Below are 21,333 nucleotides of genomic sequence, written 5' to 3'. Positions count from 1 at the left end.
TGGGAGGCCGGGCCATCGAAATAGCGGGTCCGTCGATCAGTGGTGACGGACCTGTCGAACACCCGGCCCGCTCCGTGGGTCAGTCGGCGAGCGGCTCCCCGAACCAGCTGGTGAGCGCCTCGTGAAGCGGTTTCAGGTCCCCGTCCTGGTCGTCGGCGGCCCAAGCCACGTACCCGTCGGGTCGGATCAGCAGCGCCGCGGTCGACTCACCCGGACAGTCGGCCCGTTGCACCGCCACGCGGTCCCGCCAGCCGTGTGCCGCCGGTGCGAACCGGCCCTCGGCGCTCAGGTCGAGCAGCAACGGCCGTGCGCTGCGTAGCAGTTCGGCGACCCGTGGGCCGCTCAGCGGCAGCTCGGGGACGAACCGCCCGGCCAACGGGTGTACGCAGTCGACCGGATAGCGCAGATCGGAGCCCGCCAGCAGCTCGGCGATGCGGCGGGTGTTGGCCGGGTCGGTCAGCAGTTCGCCGAAGAGCGTCCGCAGCGCCGTGACGGCGGGTCCGGGGGCCATCAGTGCGAGCTGCGCCTGGGAGTGCATGAAGACCCGCTCGCCGACCGGGCGGCGCTCGCTCTGGTAGCTGTCCAGCAAGCCGGGCGGCGCCCAGCCGTGCACCTCGGCGGCCAGCTTCCAGCCGAGGTTGGCGATGTCCTGCAGGCCGAGGTTGAGGCCGGGGCCGCCGACCGCCGAATGCACATGGGCGGCGTCGCCGGCCAGCAGCACCCGCCCGCTGCGGTAGTGCTCGGCCAGGCGGGTGTTTCCGCCGCGGAGGCGGCGCAGCAGGTGCGGGCCCGGGCTGGTCGGAGCGGCGAGCGGCAGTTCGGCGCCCAGCACCCGCCCGGCGGCCTCGCTCAACTCCTGGAAGGTCAACGGTGGTTCGGGACTTCGGGGAGCGTTGGGGGCCTCCTCCCACTCCAGGACGGCGACCAGCGGCTTGCCCGGCTCGACGGCGGCGAAGACGAAGACGCCGCGCTCGGTGCGGTGGTAGCCGGCCGGTGCGATCCGGCCGTGGCCCGGGACCTCCAACGCGCCGGTCCGCTCGTCCACCCAGCCGGCGGGCAACGTGACATGGGCGGCGCGGTGGACCACCGTGGGCCCGCTCACGCCGGGAAAGCCGATGCCCGCCAGCTTGCGCACGGTGCTGCGCCCGCCGTCGCAGCCCACCAGGTAGCGGGCCCGCAGCCGGTACGGGCCGTCGGGGCCTGCCAGTTGAAGGTCGACTCCCTGCGCATCCTGCTCGAATGAGTTGAGCCGATGCCCGCGCCGCACCTCGACGCCCAGCTCCTCGGCCCGCTCGGCGAGCAGGGCTTCCAGCTCGCGTTGCTGAACCGGCAGGATGTGGAGCGGGTTGGGGTCGAGGCCGGTGAGGTCCAGCGGGAACGCACCGAACATGTAGCCGGGCCTAGGTGTTGGTGCGTCCGGGCGCCCGGTGATCCGCTGGTGGAGGCCGCGGTGGTCGAGCAGCCGGACCACCTGACCGACCAGCCCGTTGGCCTTGGGCTCCCGGCTGGGTTCGGTGAGTTGCTCCAGCACCACGGACCGCACGCCGGCCAGGGCGAGTTCGCAGGCGAGCATCAGCCCGTTCGGTCCGCCACCCGCGATGGCCACGTCGATGATCATTGAATTGTCCCCCAGGGAATTGCTGACGATTCGTCAGATCGGTGTGGGTGACGACGGATCGGGCAAGCCGGCCGCGAGTAGCGCCAGTGCCTCGCGCAGCAGTGCGGTGATCGGCACCGGCGGGTCGCAGCGCAACCACTGGTCGCCGGCCGCCTGCTGGGCGGTGAGCACGGCGGACGCCGTCAGGCTCGGGTAGAGGTCCCGGTCGGCGTCGGTGCCGGTGCGCTCGGCGATTGCCCGGGCGAGCTCGATCCGCGCGGTGACCGCGACCCTGGCGAACTCGCCCTGCAGGGCGGGCTCGGCCAGCATTCGGCGGACACCGGCGGTCCACTCGGGGCCCGGCCCCTGGTCCGGCGGACCGTAGGGCGCCAGCACGGCCTCGGTGATCGCCGCCCAGAGCGGCTCGTCGGCCGGGCGCTCGCGCAGGGCGGCGGCGGCCTGCCGGGTGCGGTCCAGGTGGCGGAAGAGGATCGCCTCGTACTTGCTGGAGAAGTAGTTGTTGAAGGTCCGCGGCGACACCCCGGCCGCCGTGGCGATCTCCTCGACCCGCACGTTCTCCAGGCCGCGCTCCACGGCGAGCCGCAGGGCGGCCCAGCTCAGCGCGTCACGAGTGGCCTGCTTCTTGCGCTCGCGCAGCCCGCTCGGGGTGCCGGCGGCGGGATCCGTCGTCATGGCACCACTCTAGCGATTCTTGCGTGCAGCGCAAGATTACTTGGCACGCAAGATTGCGGGACGCGCAAAGTTTGCTCACCTGACGATCGGTCAGCAGAGTGAAGGCATGGATCAGATCAGCCACTTCCGCCGCGAGAGCGCGGCCTTCGAGCAAGCGATCCGCCGGGCGGCCGAGGCCGACGCCGCACCTCTGGTGCCGTCCTGCCCCGGCTGGTCGGCCGCCGACCTGGCGCTCCACCTCGGTGCGGTGCACCGCTTGGTGAGCCAGGTGATCACCGAGCGGTCGTCCGTGCCGCCCCAGCCTGACCAGCGCGCCGCCCACATCCCGGCCGACGCGATCGGGTGGCCGTCGCCCGATCCGGCCGAGCAGCCGTTCCGCGGTCCGGTGGCGCCGGATCTGACCGACTGGTTCGCCGCAGGGGCGGCCGAGTTGGCCGAGGTGTTCGCCACCACGCCGTTGGACACCGAGGTGTGGACATACGGCGCGGACCCGACCGTCGCCTTCTGGCTGCGGGTGCAGTGCATCGAGCTGTCGCTTCACCGCTGGGACGCGGAACGGGCGTTGGGCGAGCCCGGCAGCCCGATCACGGCCGACATCGCCACCGACGCGATCACGCAGAACTTCGAGGTGATGGCGTCGGCCCGCCGGATGATGAAGCAGGCCCCGCCCGGGGCCGGTGAGCGCTACCGGTTCCGCCGCACCGACGGGCCGGAGAGCTGGTCGGTGGAGTTCACCGGCAACGAAGTGCGGCTGGCCCGGCCGGCGGGTGAGGCTGAGGCGGAACTCGCCGGTACGGCAAGCGACTTGCTGCTCCACCTGTGGGGGCGCAGCCCCGCCGAGGAGTTGGCGGTCAGCGGCGACAAGGCTTTGCTGGAGCGGTACTTCACGCTGGTGCCGCACGTCTGAGCTGACACGTGGGCGCCGCCGCCCTTCCTGACCGCAGAGCAGGAAGGGCGGCGGCGCGCATGGAACACCCGCGATCGATCGTCAGTTGACGAAGATCGACGGGCTGCCGGCCTGGCTGGAGTCCACGAACGGCCCGTAGACGCCGCTGAAGTAGGCCGTCGAGAAGCACGCGCTCGGGCCGGTCAGCTTGTTGAACTGCTGGTTGCTGAAGGTGAGCGACGAGTTGGAGTTGTTGCCGTTGGAGGTGAGGCTGCCGGCCGCCTGGTAGGTGCAGGTCACCGTGCCCAGCAGGGTGTTGAGCACCACGGTCGCCCCGATCGGGCCGGACGAGCCGGCGGAGAGGGTGTTGGGGAGGCCGCTGGAGTCACTCATGCTGTCCTTGTACGGCAGATTGCTGAGGGTCAGGCTCTTCACACCGGTGACGCCCGGGGTGTTGACCACCTTGCAGCTGCCGAGGGTGAAGCCGGTGAGTGAGCCGGAGGCGGTGCCGGGCGCGGTCGGGTTGCTGCCGACCGTGCCGGAGAAGGTGGAGCTGGCGCACTGCAGGCCGGTGCCGCCTGCGGTGGTGGAGTAGAGGGTCGCGTTGGTGCCGGAGAGCAGCGAGGCGGTCATGGTGTCGCCGACGGCGACCGCGCTGCCGCCCAGGCTGCCGTAGGTGAGCACCGGACCGGCCGCCGAGGCGGGTATGGCGGTCAGGGCCGTGACGGCGACGGCCGCCAGGGCTACGCCGCCGAGAACCAGGTGGTTTCGCACGAGGGTTACCTCAATTTCTGGGTGGGGGTGGTGTTTCTGTGTGGGGGAGTGGTCTCAGTGGGCCGCGGACGCGTTGAGCGCCGACGTCAGGTCGGACACGCTGGTGTCCAGGGCCAGTGAGGTGTCGGTCTGGTCGAAGGTCACCGAACCCTTGCCGGCGCTGGCGGGCAGCCCCATCGCCAGGTCGATGATCCAGTCCAGGCTGCCGCCCAGCCCGCAGCCGCTGGCGCCCGGCACACTGAAGGTGTTGTCCACCAACTCGGCCCCGGTGAACGAGGCTTCGAAGGCGCTGTAGCCATTGGGGTCGCTGTTCAGTGCCAGCGTGCCGGGGTTGCCGGTCATCGGCGTGGCCGGGGCCGGCGGTGCGGTGGTGCCGGTGGTGGGGGAGAGCACGATCGGCGAGCTGTCGGAGCCGATGTAGCAGTCGTCGCCGAAGAGCAGGTTGGAGAGGTGCAGCTTGATCGGCATCTTGAACACCGGGTACGACTCACCGGTTGCCAGCGGGGTGAAGTTCGTTATCGGGCCCGCCGGTTCGACCTGGGCGAAGATGCTGGTGATGCCGGGCAGGAAGTTGATGATCCCCGGGATGGTGATCTGGGCCGCCTGGGCGGTCATCAGTGGGGCGCCGGTCGGGGCCACGGTGGTGTACTGGTTGGCGGTGCTGCCGTCGGGGAAGTTGACCTGGGGAGCTGACTTGTCCCAGTACGCTCCGAACTGCAGCGTGATCGGCGAGGTGAGCGGCACCGTGGTGCTGCCGATGGTGAAGCTTCCGGCGTTGGTCACCGCGACCACGCAACCGACCTGCAGGTTGCTCGGGTCCTGCATCGCCGGCGCGCTGATCGGGCAGTTGCCCATGCCGGAGTAGATGCCGCCGGGGGTCGCGGCCTCGGCCGGGGTGACGGTGGCGGCCAGCAGGGCGGCCGAGAGCCCTGCCACCGCGGCGGCGAGCCGCCGGCGCGTCGTGTGGGGTTTGCGGAGCTGGTGCGGTGCGGAGTGCGGCAGTTCGGTGCGGGGCATGGCAGCGCTCCTCGGGCACGGCGGGTGGGCCGGCGCGGCAGCCGGACCGTCCCGGCGCCACGGGGGTCCGGCCACTCAGCCGTGGGGATGAGGTTTCGGTCATCGGGTTCGGCGGCTGCCACCGCTTTTCGGCACTTCCTGCGCCATACTGTGTCATCGGCTATTTTGACCGCCAACTCACTGGCAGATCTTGCTAGTTGAAGCCCTAGCTCGATTGGAAACCTGGGAAGGTTTTAAGCCTGGTCCACGCCAGCGTCAAGGGATGGAGCGGAAGTTGCGGAAGAATCTTGAACTAGACGTTACATCAGGCGACTTGATCCTTCCGGGAGTTCGCAGTGGTCGGGATCCGGCCCGCTCGATCCGACGTGGACCGAGTCGGGTGCCGCCCGAGGTGGTCGCCGCCACCCAGCGCGAGCGGCTGCTGGACGGGGTGGTCCACACGGTGGCCGCCTGCGGCTACACCGGGGCCCGGGTGAGCGACATCTGCCAGGCCGCCGGGGTGACCAGGCCGGTCTTCTACGAGCAGTTCAGCGGCAAGGAGGAGGCCTTCCTGGCTGCTCACCGGCATGGCTGCGCGGTGGTGATCCGGCGCATGGAGGAGGCCTTCGCGGCCCAGCTGGACTGGTGTGCCGGTGTGCACGCCGCGCTGCGGGTGATGCTGGCGATCCTCGCCGAGGTGCCCGCGTTCGCCACCATGGCGGTGGTGGAGATCGAAGCCGTGGGACCGGCTGGACGGCTGGCACGCGAGCAACTGCGGGTGCGGCTAAGGCGGTTGTTCTCCGGCTGCCCGCTGGTGCCACCCGGGATCTCGCGCGAGCTGCTGGTGGACAGCGTGGTCGGCGGCGCCTACTCGACCGTCTACCGCTACATCGCGACCGGTCGACAGGACGAACTCACGGATCTGCTCCCGACGTTGTCGTTCGCGGCACTGGCTCCGTTCCTCGGTCCCGAGGAGGCGGCCGAGCAGGTGGCCGCAGCACAGGCGGCCGGTGTCGGCTGGCGGCGACCGCTGCTACCCTGCACGGACTCTTGACCCTCTGCTTACCCCGAGGTAACTTCTCGGCAGCTGTCTTGCCGCCTGATTGATCATCAATTCCTCTGCCAGGGAGGGTGGTTGATCACCCGGCGGGAGCGCTGTCCGCGCCAGGGCAACGCGCGCTGTCCATCACAGGTCCTTCACCAACTCCCTGGAGCAGCCATGGCCGAGTCCGTCGAGCCGACCGCCGAGTCCGCAGAGCCAACCAGCCCAGCATCCGGTCGAGGCCGAGTCCGTTTGAAGCGAGCCGCCCTGATGGGGATCCCCGCCTGCCTGGCGGGTGGAGTGCTGATGGCGCTGACCGCGCAGGGTGTCATCGGCGCCCAGTTCGCCATCTCCGGCATGGCCTTCACCGTCACCGCCGACCAGCTGCAGGGCAATGGGTTCGAGCAGTTCGGCGGCCTGGACAACATGATCCCCAACAGCCCGAACGCCGGTAACACTGGCGGCCAGGTGATCGTCGCGGTCTCCGCGATCAAGTCCGCCTCGCTGACCAACCTGTGCCAGAGCGTCAACCTCGGTGGCACCAACCTGAAGATCACCGCGGGCGACAACGGCACACCGGTGACCGCGGACAGCCTGACCACCGACTCCGACCTGCTCTCCGGCGACGCCTCGTTCAACAACATCGAGGTCGGCGGCGACGCCAGCACCTTCGACAAGGCCGGCGTCCAAGGCCCGGCGGGCGTCTTCGGCCAGCAAGCGGACTCGGTGACCATCAACCACCTGCGGCAGGACAACTACGCCACCACCGCCGCCACCTTCAAGCTGCCCAACCTGCACCTCAGCTTCAGCGACACGGGCTGCTGACGAATGGCCGAGCAGACACCGACACCCGAGCCGAGACCGGCCGCCGGGGAGGCTCCTGAGCCGACCCGGGGCGCCGGGGAGGCTCGGGGCACCGAGGAGACCGCCAGGATCGCGGCGCCGCCGACCGCCGCGCCGGGCGGAACCGGTGCGGACCCGCAGGCCGCCGCGGCATCGGAGGCCACCGTCCCCCACCCCGCCTCGGCGGTCGGGGCGGCGGTTGCCGCGAGCACGGCCGACGGGCCCGCACCGGTCGGCGACCCCGCCGCCCCCGAGGGCGAGCGGAGCCGGGCCGAGGTGCCGACGAGCAAGCAGCGGCGCACCTTCAAGCAGTGGCGCGGCGCCCGCCCGTTCTGGGGCGGGTTGCTCGTCTTCCTCGGCGGGGCCGAGATCCTCTTCACCGAGAAGATGCCGCTGCCGGTGATCATGCACATCGGCATGCAGGGCATGGCCGGCCTCGCGGTGCCGTCCGTGATGGTCCTCTGCGGCCTGCTGCTGATCTTCAGTCCAGGTCAGCGGCTCTTCTACTCGATCCTGTCGGTGCTGCTCACCCTGGCCAGTTGGGTCACATCCAACCTGGGCGGGTTCTTCATCGGCCTGCTGCTCGGCCTGATCGGCAGCATCGTGGCCTTCGGCTGGGTGCCCAACCAACCCGCCCGGCGCCGCCTGCTGCGCCGCGGCACCCGGCCCAGCACCTCCTGAGCCGGCCCCCCGACCTGCCCCCGCGGAGGCCACCCACTCCGCGGGGGCAGGCCCCTGCCGTCAGTCCTTCGCCGCCAACTCGTCGAGGTGGCCGGCCAAGCGCTGCAGCAGCGTCATCAGCTGCGTGAACTCCTCGGCCGACAGGCAGGACATCATCTCGGCCCGCTGCCGCCCGGTCGCCGCATCGGCGCGCCGGTGCGCCGCCGTGCCCGTCTCCGTGAGGGTGATCTGCCCGCCCTCGTCGGTCAGCACCCAGCCGCGCGCGGCGAAGGCGTCGACATGGGGCCGCATGGTCGGCTCGGCGGGGCCGATGAACGCCGCCATGGTCTCGTCGACCTCGGCCACTGTGAGCGGGCCGCAGGCGATGGTGTTGAGCACCTGCCACGAGCGCCGGTTCAGGCCCTGCTCGGCGAGCAGGGCGCGGAAGCTCGCGTCGATCGCGCCGTCGATGTGGCGCAGCCAGTAGCCGAGCGGGCGCTGCTCGCGGACGTTGGGCAGCGAGTGCGCGGTGGCGTCGGTGTCGGTGGTGGTCATGATTGTGGCTCCCCCTAATGCATGTATTTTTACAATGAATGTAACCTAGCATGCATGTCGAAGAGCAAGCAATCGGAGCAGGACGAGGCCGTGGCCGCGGTCGAGCGGGCCATGGTGGCGATCCGCCGCAGTCAGACCCGCCGCTCGCTGGCCCGTCTGTCACCGCCGGAGGGCGAACGGCCCATCGACCCCACGCTGTTCGGGGTGCTCGACGTGATCGAGGGGTGCGCCCGGGCCTGCTCGGTGACGGATGTCGCGGTCGGCCTCGCCGTCGACCAGCCGCGCGCCAGCCGGCTGGTGCAGCGCGCGGTGGCGGACGGGCTGGTGGACCGTGACGTCGACCCGGCCGACGCCCGGCGCACCCTGCTCACCCTGTCCGGGGAGGGGCAGCGCCAGTTGGACCTGGTGCACGGGCGGCGCCGGCAGGTTTTCGCGCGAGCGATGGGGGACTGGCCGGACGCTGACCGGGTCGCGTTCGCTCGCCTGCTGACCGCTTTCGTGGCGGACTTTGCGGCACAACTCCCGGGCAGGGATTAGAAGTTCAGCACGTCATCGATGGGGCGTCGGCTGGGGCGGAAGGGTGCAGGCCCAGGGCGGAGGCCAAGCGGTTGCGGGCGGCGAGTTGGCGGGCGATGCGCTGGTCGAGGACGGCCAGGCGGTCCAGGGCGATCCGGCGCCCGTGATCGCTGGGGGTGACGGTGGCCAAGTCGCCGTCGAGGCAAGTGGCGAACGCACTCACGTCCTCCAACGTGAGCCCGGCGTCCAGGAGATGGCGGATATTCCGCACCCTGGTCGCGGCCTGCCCGTCGTAGTCGCGGTAGCCGTTGTCGGCCCGCTCGGAGCGGATCAACCCGGCCTGCTCGTAGTGGCGCAGGGCGCGTGCCGTAGTGCCGGTCGCCCTCGCCAGCTCGCCGATCCGCACCCCGCACCGCCCCCGTCGTTCACCCGCACCGATGAGTACTGCCTATCACGCCACCACCGTTTATCACGCGACCACCGCACCGCCGTCGACCGGGAGCACCACCCCCGTGACGAAGGACGCCTGCGGATCGGCCAGTGCGGTGATCGCCCAGGCCACCTCCTCGGGCCGCCCGATCCGCCCCAGCGGCGTGTGCGCCACCTGCCACTCCCGCACCGCCGCCTGCTGGTCGGCGGTCAGCCCCTGGTGCTCGCCGATCGGCGTCTCGATGCCGCCCGGGGCGACCGCGGCCACCCGGATCCCGCGCGGCGCGAGTTCCACCGCCCAGCTGCGAGTCAGCAGTTCCAGCGCGGACTTGGTGGCCGCGTAGACCGAGCTGTGGGCCGGCCAGGCCCGCAGGCCCACCGAGGTGCTGACGTTGACCACCACACCGCCGCCCAACTCCAGTGCGGGGAGCGCGGCTTGGGTGAGCAGGATGGGCGCGGTCAGGTTGGTCGCCAGCTGGCTGTGGATCGGCGCCGCGTCGAGCGAACCGAGCCCGCCGCCGCGCACGATCCCGGCGTTGTTGACGACCACATCCAGCCCACCCGCCAACTCCACTGCCGCCTGCACGATCTGCTCGGGCGCGCCGTCCGCCGTGATGTCGGCGGCCAGCGGCGTGATCAGCGGGTGCCCGGCAGTGGTCTCGGCCAGCGGCTCGGGCCGCCGGCCGACCGCCAGCACATGGGCTCCCTGGGCGGCGAACGCACGGGCGGTGGCGCGGCCGATGCCGGTACCGGCGCCGGTGACGAGGACGGTGCGGGCTGGGGTGGTGTGCGTGTTCATGGGGCTGATGCTCCAACCCTGCCGCCAGCGTCAAGGTCAAGCGGCGCGGGGTGGGGTGGGGTGGGGGCGGTGAGGGCGTCAGTCCCGGCGAGGGATCAGGCCGTTGCGTCCCGCTCCGCACGGCGCCGCCGCAGTACGGCCGGTGCCGTGGCGAGAACGGCGACGACGAGCAGCGCGGCGGGTGCGCCCAGTGTGCCGAGCGGGCCGGCGTGGTCGACCAGGAGGCCGCCGAGCGAGGCGCCGGCGGCGGCGCCCAGGTTGTAGGCGGTGTTGACCCAGGCGCCCGCCTCGGTCCGGGAACCGCTGGGGACCAGCAACTCGACCAACTGGTAGGCGGTGATCAGCAGCACGTCCGTGACACCCCCGGCGAGCAGCAGCCCCAGTGCGGCGGCCGGGCTCCCGCACAGCAGTGCGGGGAGGGCGTAGCAGGCGGTGGCGGCGGCGACCAGCAGCAGCGGGCGGCGGGTCAACTCGCCGGGCAGGCCGAGGCGTCCGTACAGCAGCCCGCCGATCACGCCGCCGATCGAGAAGAGCGTGGTGAGCACACCGGTGGTGACCGTGCCCCAGGCGGCCAGCATCGCCACCTCCACCAGCGACAGGGCCGCCGCCACCGCCAGCACCAGACCGAGAAGCGGCACAAAACCCGCCGCCAGCAACGGAGTTCGCTGCCTGCCCGGCCGCACCTCGACGTTGCCGGGCACCGCCCGCAACGCGCCCGGCAGCAACCCGAAGCCCACCAGCGCCAGCACCGCGCACACCACCAGCACGGTCGCCGCGGACGACACCGCGATCAGCACCCCCGCGAGCACCGGCCCGAGAGCGAAGACCGTCGACTCGGTGGCGGTGTCGAGGCTGAGCATCGACTGCCGCTGCGCCTCGTCGGCCGCGAGTCGGCCCCAGGCCGTGCGCAGCAGCGGCCCGACCGGCGGCGGGCAGGCGCCGGCCAGCACCGCGACGGCCACGACCAGCGCGGTCGGCTGCCGCTCGGTGCAGACGGCGGCCAGCAGGAGCAGCAGCAGTGCATAGCAGCCGGCCATCGGCCGCAGCGCTCCCGGCCGGCGTTCGACCAGGCGGGCGCGGAGTGGCCCGAGTAGCGCGGTGGCCAGCCCGGCCAGGCCGACGGCGGTACCGGCCACCGCGTAGGAACCCGTGCCGGCCCGAACCGCCAGCAGCATGGGGATGCTCAGCAGCCCGTAGCAGAGCCGGGCCGGCAGGCCGGTGAGGAAGAGGGCGCGCGCTCGGGGCAGCGCGAAGACAGCACGATAGGACGCACTGGACATGGGGATTCTCCGAAAACACAGCGCGATCGGCGCTCGCCGGATCGCGCGCGGGCACGACAGATCACCGTCTGCCACTTGGCGGAGCAAGCGGCCTGACGGCCTGTCAGTGTGGTTCGGAGGCGAACATGAGTGTCAGAGTAGCCGACTACGGTGACGAAGCGGAAGATCGTTGAGGGAGGTCGGCTGACCATGACGACTTATGTACTGATCCCCGGTGCCGGCGCGGGTCCCTGGTCCTGGCACCTGCTGGCGGACGAACTGCGTCGGCGCGGCCGGCAGGTGGTGGCCGTCGATCTGCCGTGCGAGGACGACGAGGCGGGGCTCGCCGAGTACGCCGACACCGTGGTGCGGGCGGTCGGTGACCAGCGTGAACTGGTGCTGGTGGCGCACTCGTTCGGCGGGTTCACCGCGCCGCTGGTGTGCGACCGGCTGCCGGTGCGCCTGCTGGTGATGCTTCAGGCGCTGGTGCCGGCGCCGGGCGAGACGCCCGGGGAGTGGTGGGCCAACACCGGCCACGCGGCGGCCCGGCAGGCCGAGGATGAGCGCGGCGACTGGGATCCGGACGACACCACGGCGCTCTTCCTGCACGACACACCGCCGGAGGTGGCCGCCGAGCTGCTGCGGCGGGGCCGCGAGCAGTCGGCGACACCGTTCCAGAAACCCTGGCCGCTGGCAGCCTGGCCGACCGTGCCGACCAGGGTCCTGCTGGCGCGCGACGACCGGTTCCTCCCGGTCGACTTCATGCGCCGGGTGGTGCGGGAGCGCCTGGGCATCACGCCTGACGAGATGCCGGGCGACCACTGCCCGATGCTCGGGCACCCGGTGGAGCTGGCCGACCGGCTGGAGGCGTACACCTCCGCGCTCTGAGGGATCCGAAGCTCCGGCGCCGGCCCGTCGTGCGGAGGGATGCCGTATGCGCCGACCGGTGGGCCGGGCGGCTTGACGGCTCGTGCTCGGTTCCACCGCACCCGGCGGCCCGGATGCGCGGCTCAGTCCTGCCCGCTACGTTAGCCAGCAGGCCGAACGGCGGGATCGTGCCCGATATCGGGCAGGATTCTTGGTTTTCCCGGAGCGGCCACCTAGGCTCACCGTCCGTGTCCAGCTCTCCTCCACCAGCGCCGTACGCGGATCTGCTCGCTCACCTGACCCGGACCAGTGCGCTCGGGCCCCGGGAAGCCGCCCATGTGGTGGCCGAGGTGCTCGCGTACTTCTCCGAGACGACCGCGGACTTCGTACGCCGGCGGCACACCGAGCTGCAGGCCCGCGGGCTGACCAACGACCAGATCTTCACCCGGATCGCCGAGGAGCTGCCGGGCCGCCGGGTCGTCGCACCGGAGCTGTCGGCACGCCAGCTGCGGCGCATCGTCTACGGCTGAGCGCAGCCCGGCACCGTCGGCTGCGCACAGCACGACACAGCAGAGTCAGGTAGTCCGTCCCTCCACCCACGTCAGGAGCCAGCCCTCACCATGTGCGGAATCGTCGCCTACATCGGTCCCAAGGACGCCACCCCCTTCCTGCTCGAAGGCCTGCAACGGCTGGAGTACCGCGGCTACGACTCCGCCGGTGTCGCGGTCACCGGCAAGGGCACCGGCCTGAAGGTGCGCAAGACCAAGGGCCGGGTGGCCGACCTGGCGGCCGCCATCCCGGCCCGGTTCAAGGGCGGCACCGGCATCGGCCACACCCGCTGGGCCACCCACGGCGAGCCCAGCGACGCCAACGCCCACCCGCACCTGGACAACGCCGGCCGGTTCGCGGTGGTGCACAACGGCATCATCGAGAACGCGGACCAGCTGCGCGCCAAGCTGATCGCCGACGGCGCGGTATTCGCCTCGGAGACCGACACCGAGGTGCTGGTCCACCTGGTCGCCGCGCACAGCGGTGAGGGCACCGACCTGGAGGACGCGGTCCGCGCCGCGCTCGCCCTGGTGGTCGGCACCTACGGCATCGCGGTGCTGGACGCCGAGCAGCCCGACCGGGTGGTGGTGGCCCGCAACGGCAGCCCGATCGTGCTGGGCGTCGGCGAGAAGGAGATGTTCGTCGCCTCCGACGTGGCCGCCCTGGTCCGCTACACCCGCCAGGTGGTGCACCTGGAGGACGGCGAGCTGGCCGTGGTCCGCGCCGACGGCTTCCGCACCTTCGCCGAGGACGCCCGCCCGACCACCCGCCAACCGTCCACCGTGGACTGGGAGATCGACTCCTTCGACACCGCCGGGCACGCGCACTTCCTGATCAAGGAGATCCACGAGCAGCCCGCCGCCGTCGAGCGCACCCTGAGCGGCCGGCTGGACGAGCGGTTCGCCACCGCGCACCTGGGCGGGCTCAACATGGACGCGCGCGAGCTGCGCGACATCCGCCGGGTCAAGATCATCGGCTGCGGCTCGGCCTACTACGCGGGCCAGATGGGCGCCCAGCTGATCGAGGAGCTGGCCCGGATCCCCGCCGACTCGGAGCCGGCCTCGGAGTTCCGCTACCGCAACCCGGTGATCGAGCGGGACACCCTCTACATCGCGGTCAGCCAGTCCGGCGAGACCTACGACACGCTGGCCGCCGTGCAGGAGGTCAAGCGCAAGGGCGGCCGGGTGCTCGGCGTGGTCAACACGGTCGGCAGCGCGATCGCCCGGGCCGTGGACGGCGGCGTCTACCTGCACGCGGGCCCGGAGATCTCGGTCGCCTCGACCAAGGCGTTCACCTCCACCGTGATCGCGTTCGCGCTGCTCGCCCTGCACTTCGGCCGGATCAACGACCTGTCGCCCGCCGACGGCCGCCGGATCGTCGACGGTCTCAAGGCGCTGCCCGAGCAGATCCGCCAGGTGCTGGCGCAGGAGCAGGAGATCGCCGAGCTGGCCGCCGAGTACGCGGACTGCGACGGCATGATGTTCATCGGCCGGGTGCGCGGCTACCCGGTGGCCCGGGAGGGCGCGCAGAAGCTGAAGGAGATCAGCTACGTGCACGCCGAGGCCTACCCGGCCTCCGAGCTGAAGCACGGCCCGCTCGCGCTGATCAGCCCCGAACTGCCCACCGTGGCACTCGTGCCGGACGACGAGCTGCTGGACAAGAACCTGACCACGCTGGGCGAGATCCGGGCCCGGGCCGGCCGGGTGCTGGCCGTCGCGCACACCGCGCCCGACGCCAAGCTCGCCACCCACACCCTGCTGGTGCCCAAGAACGAGCCCGAGCTGGACCCGCTGCTGCTGAACATCCCGCTCCAGCTGTTCGCCTACCACGCCGCGGTGGCGCTGGCCCGGGACGTGGACAAGCCGCGCAACCTGGCCAAGTCGGTCACCGTCGAGTAGCCAGCGGGCGGTGCGAAGATCGGCCGACGGCCCTGATAGCTTCAGGGGCGTCGGCCGCCCTCATCCCCCTACCGCGTGCCGAGCCGGTTGCGACGCCATCAGCGTCCATAGGATGATCTTTGTGCCTCTTGTCTAAACATGTGTCGGAAGGGGTCCCTGATGCGGCGACCATCGTGGGTGCCCGAGGGCATGGACCTGGACCGTCCGGCAGCGGCCCGTGTGTACGACTACTACCTGGGTGGTTCGCACAACTTCGCGGCCGACCGTGAGATGGCACGCAAGGCGATCGAGATGTGGCCCGACCTGCCGTTGATCATGCGGGCCAACCGGGCCTTCCTCCGCCGCGCGGTCACCTACCTGGCCGAACAGGGCTTCACCCGATTCCTGGACATCGGCTCCGGCATCCCCACCTTCGGCGCGGTGCACGAGGTGGCCCGGGCGATCCAGCCGGACAGCCGAGTGGTCTACGTGGACAACGACCCGGTGGCGGTCGCGCACAGCCGGCTGCTGCTGGAGGGCGACAAGCTCTCCACCGTGGTGGAAGCCGACCTGACCGACCCCGCCGACCTGCTGGCCCGGCCCGAGGTGGCCGATCTGCTGGCGCCCGGTGAGCCCGTCGCGCTGCTGCTCATCGCCGTACTGCACTTCGTCACCGACGAGCAGGAGCCGGAGCGCATCGTGCGCACCCTGCGCGACGCGCTCCCGGCCGGCAGCGCGATGGCCGTCTGCCACGCCTCGCTGGAGGGCCGCCCGGACCAGGCGGAGACCCACCAGGCCCTCTACGACCGCACCCCGACGCCGATGACGATGCGTTCGGAGGAGCGGATCAACGGCCTCTTCGACGGCTTCCGGCTGGTCGAGCCCGGGGTGGTCTACCTGCCGCAGTGGCGCCCGGACGAGCCCGCCGAGGTCGGCGAGAACCCGGAGCGGATGGTCGGCCTGGTCGGCGTTGGGCTGCTGCCGTGACGACCCCTGCTTCGCCGGACCTACCCGGGACGGGCGTGCCCGGGACGGACGGGCCCGCTGCGGACGCACGCGAGACGGCGCCCGGGACGGACGCGCCTGAGACGACCCTGCCCGCGGTGGACGCACACGAGGCGGCGCCCGCCGCGGACGGGCCCGAGGCGGATACCCGCGAGACAGCGCCTGCTGCGGACGTGCTCGCGCTGGACGCACGCGAGACGGCACCCACGACGGCCGTGCCCGCTGCGAACCCGCCCGCGGCGGACGCACCGCCCGGCGGCGCGCCCGCCCACCCCGGCGCGCCCGCCCACCCCGGCGCGCCCGCCCACCCCGGCGCGCCCGGCGACCCCGGCGTGCCCGACTCCGAGGAGTGGGCCCGCCTGCTGCGCAGCAGCCAGGGCGCGGCCATGCACCCAGAAGCACTGCACCGCCTGGTCACCCGCACCACCGCCCTGCTGCACGAGGCGCAGGCCGCCCCGCTGCTCGACCCCGGGCCGGCCGCCGAGGCCGGCGCCGCGCTGGTCGAGGCCCAGTTCACCGACCCCGACCTGCTGGCCCGGGCGATCGGCCTGCTGCACGCGGGCGAGCCCGGGCAGCCGGTGCTCGCCGAGCTGGCCGGCGCGTTCGCCGCCGGCTGGGCGGGCGCGCTGCGCGAGCGCACCCTCCAGGAGCAGGAGGCGATCCGCTTCGCCGCCGACACCGCCCGCCGGGAGGCCGAGCGGGCGCTGCGCGAGTCGGAGGCCCGGTTCCGGGCGCTCTTCGAGTCGGCGGCGATCGGCATCGGCATCGCCGACGTCGCGGGCAACATCCTGGCGGTCAACAAGGCGATGCAGGACATCTTCGAGGTGACCGCGGAGGAGCTCCAGGGGCGCCAGGTGACCGACCTGGTGCACCCCGAGGACAGCGAGGGCGTCTGGGAGGCCTACGAGGAGCTGGTCAGCGGCAAGCGCGACCACTTCTCCTTCGACAAGCCGTACTACCGCCAGGGCGGCGAGGTGGTCTGGACCCACCTGACGTCCTCGCTGATCCGCGACGACAACGGCACACCCGTCTACCAGGTCGCGATGATGGAGGACGTCACCGACCGCTACCGGCTCCAGGAGCGGCTGCGCCACCAGGCGAACCACGACCCGCTGACCGGGCTGCCCAACCGCTCGGCGTTCTTCGAGCGGCTGGAGGCGGTCTTCGACTCGCCCGAGCCCGGCGCCCGGTTCGGGCTCTGCTACGTGGACCTGGACGGGTTCAAGGTGGTCAACGACAGCCTGGGCCACGAGATGGGCGACCAGCTGCTGGCCGCCGTGGCGCTGCGGCTGGAGTCCGCGCTGCGTCCGCTCGGACATCTGGTGGCGCGGCTGGGCGGCGACGAGTTCGTGGTGCTGCTGGAGAACTGCCGGGGCGAGCAGGAGGCGGTGGCCGCCGCGAAGACGGTGCTGGCCGCGCTGTCCAAGCCGGTGCCGATCGACGGGCACCGGCTGGCGGTCGGCGCCAGCGTCGGCGTGCTGGAGCGGCCGGTGGCGGCGACCACTCCGCTGGCCGCGGTGCGGGCCGCCGACCTGACCCTCTACCGCGCCAAGGAGGAGGGCCGCGGCCGCTGGACGCTCTTCGACCCGCAGCGCAACGCCCGTTCGGTCAGCCGCTACGCCGTCTCGGTGCGGATGCCGGTGGCGCTGGACCGCGGCGAGTTCTTCATCGACTACCAGCCGCTCTGCCGGCTGGAGGACGGCTCGCTCTCCTCGGTGGAGGCGCTGGTCCGTTGGCGGCACCCGCAGTTGGGCGTGCTGGGGCCTGACGAGTTCATCGGCACCGCCGAGGAGACCGGTCTGATCATGCCGCTCGGCCGCTGGGTGCTGGAGCAGGCCTGCGGCCAAGCGGCCGACTGGGTGGAGCGGTTCGGCGACCGGGCGCCGCATCTCAACGTCAACCTGGCGGTCCGCCAGCTCCGCAACGCCGGGCTGGTCGCGGACATCGACCGGGTGCTGCGCTCCACCGGGCTCGACCCGAAGCGGCTGCAGCTGGAGATCACCGAGAGCGCCGTGATGGGCCCCGAGGACGACTCCCTCCGAGCTCTCAACTCGCTTGTGGACATGGGTGTTTCGCTGGCCATCGACGACTTCGGGACGGGCTGGTCGAACCTCGCCTACCTGCGTGACCTGCCGGTCGCCAGCCTGAAGATCGCCGGCTCGTTCGTCAGCGACCTCAAGGAGAGCGGGCGCGAGCAGGTGCTGGGTTGGCGGATCGTCGGCGGCCTGGTGTCGCTGGCCCACACCCTGGGCCTGACCGTCACCGCGGAGGGCGTGGAGAACGCCGACCATGCGGAGCGGCTGCGTTCGATGGGCTGCGACCGGGCCCAGGGCTGGTACTTCGGTCGGCCGTCCCGCCCCGAGGAGATCGTCAAGCGGATCATGGGGTCCAACTCCGGGCTGCGCTGACGAGGGTTCGCGCCGCATTGCCGAGGCGGGTGCTACCAGTGCGTTCCCAGCTTTCTCGCAGGAACTCTTGACATGCAGTCATGCGCAGGACAAATTTGCGGGACCCCCACACCTCAGAGGAGCCCGCACATGAAGCTGCCCCTCAGCGGCGCGCTGGCCGTGACCCTGCTCGCCAGCGCCGGCACGCTGGCCGTCTCCGCCCCCGCGCAGGCCGCCCCCGCACCTGCCCGCGCGCTGACCGCTCATGCTTCCGCCGCCCAGCACGCCCCGCATGCCGCGAACGTCACCTTCGCCGGTACCGTGGCGCTCGACGACTGCTCCGGTTCGATCGTCAGGATGCCCAACTCCCAAGGTGCGGACCCGGCTCTGGTGATGACCAACGGGCACTGTCTGGAGTCCGGCATGCCGAACCCCGGTCAGGTGATTACCAACCAGCCGTCCAGCCGTGACTTCACCCTGCTCGACGACTCCGGCAACTCGATCGGCGACGTCCAGGCGAGCAGCGTGGTCTACTCGACCATGACCAACACGGATGTGACGATCTATCAGCTCCCCGAGAGCTACGACGACATCCAACAGCAGTACGGCATCAGCCCGTTGACCATATCGGCAAACCACCCGACGGCCGGCACCCCGATCGAGGTCGTCTCCGGCTACTGGCAGGCCACCTACGGCTGCAACATCGACGGCTTCGTCTACCAGTTGAAGGAGGGCGACTGGACCTGGAAGGACTCGGTCCGCTACACCTCCAGCTGCAACACCATCGGCGGGACCTCCGGCTCCCCGGTCATCGACACCAACACCGGCCTGGTGGTCGCCGTCAACAACACCGGCAACGAGAACGGCGAGCGCTGCACCGTCGACAACCCCTGCGAGGTCGACGCCAACGGCAACGTGACGGTGCACCAGGGCACCAACTACGCCGAGGAGACCTACGAGATCCCCGCGTGCTTCGCGCCCGGCAACAAGCTGGACCTGACGCTGGCGGGCTGCACCCTGCCGCAGTGACGCCGGCACGCTGCCGCGGGCCCGCGCCCAGGGTTCGCGGGCCCGCGGTGAGCGAGGGAGCGTCGGCACGTAGTCCCGGCCGTCGGCCGGCCGGGGCTGGTGAGGCCGGCCGGGCCGCTGCGAGACTGGCTGACGCACCGCCGGATCGACCGTGGCGGTTCAGTAGGCAACCAGGCAAGCGGACAGGCGGGTTCGGCTCGGCAGACAGGCGGACCAGTGGAGAGCAGCACCTATCGGATGATCGTCGCCAGCGGGTACGACTACGTCGACACCGGGGCCCGCGCCGACGAACTGCTGCGCCGCCGGCTCGGCGAACAGTGCGGCTACGACTCCGCGGCGCTCGGCCCGGGTCGTACCGCGCTGGCTCCCGGGGTGCTGCTGGACGCCGACTCGGCGGCCGGGCGCGAGGGCGCCTACACCCGCTGGCGGTTGCGCGAGTCCACCGCGGCGGGTGCGGGCCTGCGGCAGACCACCTTGGTGCTGCACTCCCGGGAGCACGGCGCGGCCCCCTGGATCTGCCTGGAAGTCGAGCACCTGCCGGGTCCGGCGGCGAACTCCGGCGGAGACGACCCGACGGAGCTCGCCGCCGCGCTGCTCACCGAACTGGCCGCGCACGACGGGCCGTCCGCTGTCCGCCCCGAACCCGCGCCGGTGACGGCCGCCGACGTCGAGCGGGTGGTCGCGGAGCTGTGCCACCCCGAGCGGCGGCTGCCCATCGTGGTGGACGCCGGGGTACTGGACACCGGGGAGCCGGATTCGGCCGCCCAACTGCCCTTGTGGCAGCCGTTGGTGGGCCTGGCCGTGCTCTACCGGCTGACGGCCGAGGCCGTCCCCGCGTTCAACCGGGCGCTGCCGCACCATCGGATCGCCGCCGGCGGCGTGCGGACCTATCTGCCCGGCCTCGACCCGGCCTCCCCGGTGGACGGCTACCGCCACCCCGCCGTGCACCCGCACAGTCGGCACCCCGACCCGGCCCACACCGCCGCCGTCGTGGCCCGGCTGCCCAGGCGGCTGGCGGCACGCGCCCCGCTGCCCGCCGAACTGGCCGCCGTGCCCGCACTGCGCTCCCTCCCCCAGTCTGCGGCCCTGGCGCCGGCCGCCGACGGTGAGCTGGACCAACTCCGCGCCGACCGTGAGGTGTTGACGGCACTGCTGGAGGAGGCCGGGCACGAGGAGGCGGCCCGGCGCGCGGAGATCGGCCAACTGCGCCTGGAACTGCGGGAGCAGGAGGAGTACGCACTCGGGCTGGCCGTGGAGCTGGCCGAGCGGGCCGATGAACTGCGGCGCACCGAAGGCTGGTTGCGGCACCTCCAGCAGCACCTCGCGGGGCTGGGGGAGGCGGCCGAGGCCTATCGCGCACCGGATGCCGTGCCGGCCGGGCCGAGAAGTTTCGCGGCGCTGCTGGAGCGGGTCGGCGAGCTGCCGGAACTGCGGTTCACCGGGAACCGGCGGATCACCGCGGGCCTGGATGCCCAGGCGCTCGGCGAGGACTGGGCGGCGACCGCCTGGGACGCGCTGCTGGCGCTGCAGGACTACGCGGCGGCCCGGCGCTCCGGCGCCGCCTGGCGCGACTTCCTGCACTGGTGCCGCCAACCCCCGCCGGGCGGGCACCGGTTCCCGCCGGGGAAGGTGGTGCGGGACGAGTCGGCGCAGACCGCCGGCCGACCGGTCTGGCGGCGGCAGCGGACCTTCCCGGTGCCGACCGGGGTCGACCCGGCCGGCGAGGTCTTCATGGGCGCGCACCTGCGGATCGGCGCGGGCAACAGCAAGGCGCCCAGGCTGCACTTCCATGACGACACCGCCCGGAGCGGGCTGGTCTACCTGGGCTACCTCGGGCCGCACCTGGACAACACGCTGAAGGCCGGCATCTGAGCAGGCCGCCGCCCGGCAGGGGAGTCGCCCCCGGGGGTCAGGCCGCGCCGAGCATCCGCAGCACCAGCTCGCCGTAGCGGATGCCGAGCTGCTCCGGGGTCTCGGTGCTGCGCTCGTTGTACCAGCGGGCCACGTCGATCCCGAGGCCGGTGATGGCGCGGGCGGCGGTGCGGGTGTGGGTGTCGGTGAAGACGCCGGCCGCGATGCCGTCCTCGATCACCTGCTTGACGGTGTCCTCGATCCGGCGGCGCAGCTCGGCGACGACCGCGAAGTCCTCCTCCGGCAGCGCGCGCAGCTCGTAGTTGACGATCCGCCCGACCGTGTGTCCGCGGGCGTGCCAGGCGGTGAAGTCCTCGACCAGCAGGCGCATCTGCTCGCGCGGCTGGTCGCTCTTCGCCACCGCCGCCTCGACCAGAGCCAGCGTGGCGCTGTGGCCCTCTCGGCTGATCTCGGCGAGCAGGGCGGCCTTGGACGGGTAGTGGATGTAGAGCGCGGCCGGGCTCATCCCGGCGCCGGTGGCGATGTCCCGCGTGGTGGTGGCGTGGAAGCCGCGGGAGGCGAAGGATTCGACGGCGGCGCCCAGCAGCCGCCGCGCGGCCTCAGGGCGCTCTCCAGGCCAGTTGTCGGCGGAAGGCTGCTCGGTGGTCATGGCCGACATCCTTGCATGATCGGGCCGACGTGCGGTGTTGACAGTGTGA

General features: G+C 72.1%; 21 protein-coding genes. 12 read left to right on the top strand and 9 right to left on the bottom strand.

Annotation, left to right across the window (positions count from 1 at the left end; all coding sequences use genetic code 11):
• Positions 1-79: 79 nt before the first annotated feature.
• A complete protein-coding gene (locus P3T35_RS06145) occupies positions 80-1,618 on the bottom strand; it encodes an FAD-dependent monooxygenase (RefSeq protein WP_280704570.1) in 1,539 nt (512 codons plus the stop codon).
• Between the two features lie 33 nt (positions 1,619-1,651).
• Positions 1,652-2,290, bottom strand: a complete 639-nt coding sequence (locus tag P3T35_RS06140) for a TetR family transcriptional regulator (protein ID WP_101379548.1) — start codon at positions 2,288-2,290, stop codon at positions 1,652-1,654.
• 106 nt (positions 2,291-2,396) lie between these two features.
• On the opposite strand from P3T35_RS06140, the gene P3T35_RS06135 reads away from it, so the two are divergent.
• On the top strand, positions 2,397-3,197 hold the full coding sequence (locus P3T35_RS06135; RefSeq protein ID WP_101379547.1) for a maleylpyruvate isomerase family mycothiol-dependent enzyme: 801 nt from the start codon (positions 2,397-2,399) through the stop codon (positions 3,195-3,197).
• Positions 3,198-3,278: 81 nt separating this feature from the next.
• Here P3T35_RS06135 and P3T35_RS06130 read toward each other — a convergent pair whose 3' ends face one another.
• Together P3T35_RS06130 and P3T35_RS06125 are read right to left on the bottom strand one after the other, a co-directional pair.
• Positions 3,279-3,950: a Tat pathway signal sequence domain protein gene (locus P3T35_RS06130; protein WP_101379546.1), complete on the bottom strand. Its 672-nt coding sequence runs from the start codon at positions 3,948-3,950 to the stop codon at positions 3,279-3,281.
• 54 nt (positions 3,951-4,004) lie between these two features.
• Positions 4,005-4,967 carry a hypothetical protein gene (locus tag P3T35_RS06125; protein ID WP_218976654.1) on the bottom strand — a complete coding sequence of 321 codons (963 nt, stop codon included), beginning with the start codon at positions 4,965-4,967 and terminating at the stop codon, positions 4,005-4,007.
• Between the two features lie 379 nt (positions 4,968-5,346).
• Between P3T35_RS06125 and P3T35_RS06120 the strand changes: the two genes are divergently transcribed.
• From P3T35_RS06120 to P3T35_RS06110, 3 genes are all read left to right on the top strand, one after another.
• On the top strand, positions 5,347-6,000 hold the full coding sequence (locus P3T35_RS06120; RefSeq protein WP_280704564.1) for a TetR/AcrR family transcriptional regulator: 654 nt from the start codon (positions 5,347-5,349) through the stop codon (positions 5,998-6,000).
• Between the two features lie 165 nt (positions 6,001-6,165).
• Positions 6,166-6,813, top strand: coding sequence for a DUF6230 family protein (locus P3T35_RS06115; protein ID WP_101379544.1), 648 nt, complete (start codon positions 6,166-6,168; stop codon positions 6,811-6,813).
• Positions 6,814-7,107: 294 nt separating this feature from the next.
• Positions 7,108-7,512: a DUF6114 domain-containing protein gene (locus tag P3T35_RS06110; protein WP_101384915.1), complete on the top strand. Its 405-nt coding sequence runs from the start codon at positions 7,108-7,110 to the stop codon at positions 7,510-7,512.
• 60 nt (positions 7,513-7,572) lie between these two features.
• On the opposite strand, the gene P3T35_RS06105 is transcribed toward P3T35_RS06110, so the two are convergent.
• Positions 7,573-8,046: a hypothetical protein gene (locus P3T35_RS06105; RefSeq protein WP_101379543.1), complete on the bottom strand. Its 474-nt coding sequence runs from the start codon at positions 8,044-8,046 to the stop codon at positions 7,573-7,575.
• Between the two features lie 54 nt (positions 8,047-8,100).
• On the opposite strand from P3T35_RS06105, the gene P3T35_RS06100 reads away from it, so the two are divergent.
• Positions 8,101-8,583 (top strand): MarR family winged helix-turn-helix transcriptional regulator, encoded by a 483-nt coding sequence (locus P3T35_RS06100; protein ID WP_101379542.1) that lies wholly within the window; start codon positions 8,101-8,103, stop codon positions 8,581-8,583.
• A gap of 4 nt (positions 8,584-8,587) precedes the next feature.
• On the opposite strand, the gene P3T35_RS06095 is transcribed toward P3T35_RS06100, so the two are convergent.
• The 3 genes from P3T35_RS06095 to P3T35_RS06085 form a co-directional block, all read right to left on the bottom strand.
• Positions 8,588-8,968: a MerR family transcriptional regulator gene (locus P3T35_RS06095; RefSeq protein WP_101379541.1), complete on the bottom strand. Its 381-nt coding sequence runs from the start codon at positions 8,966-8,968 to the stop codon at positions 8,588-8,590.
• 63 nt (positions 8,969-9,031) lie between these two features.
• Positions 9,032-9,790 carry an SDR family oxidoreductase gene (locus P3T35_RS06090; RefSeq protein ID WP_180356366.1) on the bottom strand — a complete coding sequence of 253 codons (759 nt, stop codon included), beginning with the start codon at positions 9,788-9,790 and terminating at the stop codon, positions 9,032-9,034.
• Positions 9,791-9,885: 95 nt separating this feature from the next.
• On the bottom strand, positions 9,886-11,070 hold the full coding sequence (locus P3T35_RS06085) for an MFS transporter (protein ID WP_101379539.1): 1,185 nt from the start codon (positions 11,068-11,070) through the stop codon (positions 9,886-9,888).
• Positions 11,071-11,259: 189 nt separating this feature from the next.
• Here P3T35_RS06085 and P3T35_RS06080 point away from each other — a divergent pair, with 189 nt between their 5' ends.
• The 7 genes from P3T35_RS06080 (at position 11,260) to P3T35_RS06050 (ending at position 20,635) form a co-directional block, all read left to right on the top strand.
• Positions 11,260-11,937, top strand: a complete 678-nt coding sequence (locus P3T35_RS06080; RefSeq protein WP_101379538.1) for an alpha/beta hydrolase — start codon at positions 11,260-11,262, stop codon at positions 11,935-11,937.
• 227 nt (positions 11,938-12,164) lie between these two features.
• Positions 12,165-12,446, top strand: coding sequence for a hypothetical protein (locus tag P3T35_RS06075; protein ID WP_101379537.1), 282 nt, complete (start codon positions 12,165-12,167; stop codon positions 12,444-12,446).
• 90 nt (positions 12,447-12,536) lie between these two features.
• On the top strand, positions 12,537-14,363 hold the full coding sequence (gene glmS / locus P3T35_RS06070; RefSeq protein WP_101379536.1) for a glutamine--fructose-6-phosphate transaminase (isomerizing): 1,827 nt from the start codon (positions 12,537-12,539) through the stop codon (positions 14,361-14,363).
• Positions 14,364-14,522: 159 nt separating this feature from the next.
• Positions 14,523-15,329, top strand: a complete 807-nt coding sequence (locus P3T35_RS06065; protein WP_101379535.1) for an SAM-dependent methyltransferase — start codon at positions 14,523-14,525, stop codon at positions 15,327-15,329.
• A 116-nt stretch (positions 15,330-15,445) separates the two neighbouring features.
• Positions 15,446-17,755, top strand: coding sequence for an EAL domain-containing protein (locus P3T35_RS06060; protein ID WP_280704558.1), 2,310 nt, complete (start codon positions 15,446-15,448; stop codon positions 17,753-17,755).
• A gap of 129 nt (positions 17,756-17,884) precedes the next feature.
• Positions 17,885-18,763 (top strand): serine protease, encoded by an 879-nt coding sequence (locus P3T35_RS06055; RefSeq protein WP_101379534.1) that lies wholly within the window; start codon positions 17,885-17,887, stop codon positions 18,761-18,763.
• Positions 18,764-19,000: 237 nt separating this feature from the next.
• The gene (locus P3T35_RS06050) at positions 19,001-20,635 is read left to right on the top strand and encodes a hypothetical protein (RefSeq protein WP_101379533.1); all 1,635 of its coding nucleotides are present in this window, start codon (positions 19,001-19,003) and stop codon (positions 20,633-20,635) included.
• 37 nt (positions 20,636-20,672) lie between these two features.
• Here P3T35_RS06050 and P3T35_RS06045 read toward each other — a convergent pair whose 3' ends face one another.
• Entirely contained in the window at positions 20,673-21,284 is a 612-nt protein-coding gene (locus P3T35_RS06045) for a TetR/AcrR family transcriptional regulator (protein WP_101379532.1), read from the bottom strand.
• Between the last annotated feature and the right edge of the window lie 49 nt (positions 21,285-21,333).

Origin of the sequence: Kitasatospora sp. GP30, assembly GCF_029892145.1 — a bacterium.
Classification (GTDB): domain Bacteria; phylum Actinomycetota; class Actinomycetes; order Streptomycetales; family Streptomycetaceae; genus Kitasatospora; species Kitasatospora acidiphila.
The sequence above is the reverse complement of the archived record's forward strand: the minus strand, read 5'-3'. Positions and strand labels throughout refer to the sequence as shown.

Bases quoted from the DNA above. Each gene is read 5' to 3' on its own strand.
- P3T35_RS06125 (WP_218976654.1), bottom strand. From the start codon at position 4,967: ATGCCCCGCACCGAACTGCCGCACTCCGCACCGCACCAGCTCCGCAAA.
- P3T35_RS06085 (WP_101379539.1), bottom strand. From the start codon at position 11,070: ATGTCCAGTGCGTCCTATCGTGCTGTCTTCGCGCTGCCCCGAGCGCGC.
- P3T35_RS06065 (WP_101379535.1), top strand. From the start codon at position 14,523: ATGCGGCGACCATCGTGGGTGCCCGAGGGCATGGACCTGGACCGTCCG.
- P3T35_RS06115 (WP_101379544.1), top strand. From the start codon at position 6,166: ATGGCCGAGTCCGTCGAGCCGACCGCCGAGTCCGCAGAGCCAACCAGC.
- P3T35_RS06145 (WP_280704570.1), bottom strand. From the start codon at position 1,618: ATGATCATCGACGTGGCCATCGCGGGTGGCGGACCGAACGGGCTGATG.
- P3T35_RS06080 (WP_101379538.1), top strand. From the start codon at position 11,260: ATGACGACTTATGTACTGATCCCCGGTGCCGGCGCGGGTCCCTGGTCC.
- P3T35_RS06090 (WP_180356366.1), bottom strand. From the start codon at position 9,790: ATGAACACGCACACCACCCCAGCCCGCACCGTCCTCGTCACCGGCGCC.
- P3T35_RS06045 (WP_101379532.1), bottom strand. From the start codon at position 21,284: ATGACCACCGAGCAGCCTTCCGCCGACAACTGGCCTGGAGAGCGCCCT.
- P3T35_RS06050 (WP_101379533.1), top strand. From the start codon at position 19,001: ATGATCGTCGCCAGCGGGTACGACTACGTCGACACCGGGGCCCGCGCC.
- glmS (WP_101379536.1), top strand. From the start codon at position 12,537: ATGTGCGGAATCGTCGCCTACATCGGTCCCAAGGACGCCACCCCCTTC.
- P3T35_RS06055 (WP_101379534.1), top strand. From the start codon at position 17,885: ATGAAGCTGCCCCTCAGCGGCGCGCTGGCCGTGACCCTGCTCGCCAGC.
- P3T35_RS06100 (WP_101379542.1), top strand. From the start codon at position 8,101: ATGTCGAAGAGCAAGCAATCGGAGCAGGACGAGGCCGTGGCCGCGGTC.
- P3T35_RS06135 (WP_101379547.1), top strand. From the start codon at position 2,397: ATGGATCAGATCAGCCACTTCCGCCGCGAGAGCGCGGCCTTCGAGCAA.
- P3T35_RS06140 (WP_101379548.1), bottom strand. From the start codon at position 2,290: ATGACGACGGATCCCGCCGCCGGCACCCCGAGCGGGCTGCGCGAGCGC.
- P3T35_RS06105 (WP_101379543.1), bottom strand. From the start codon at position 8,046: ATGACCACCACCGACACCGACGCCACCGCGCACTCGCTGCCCAACGTC.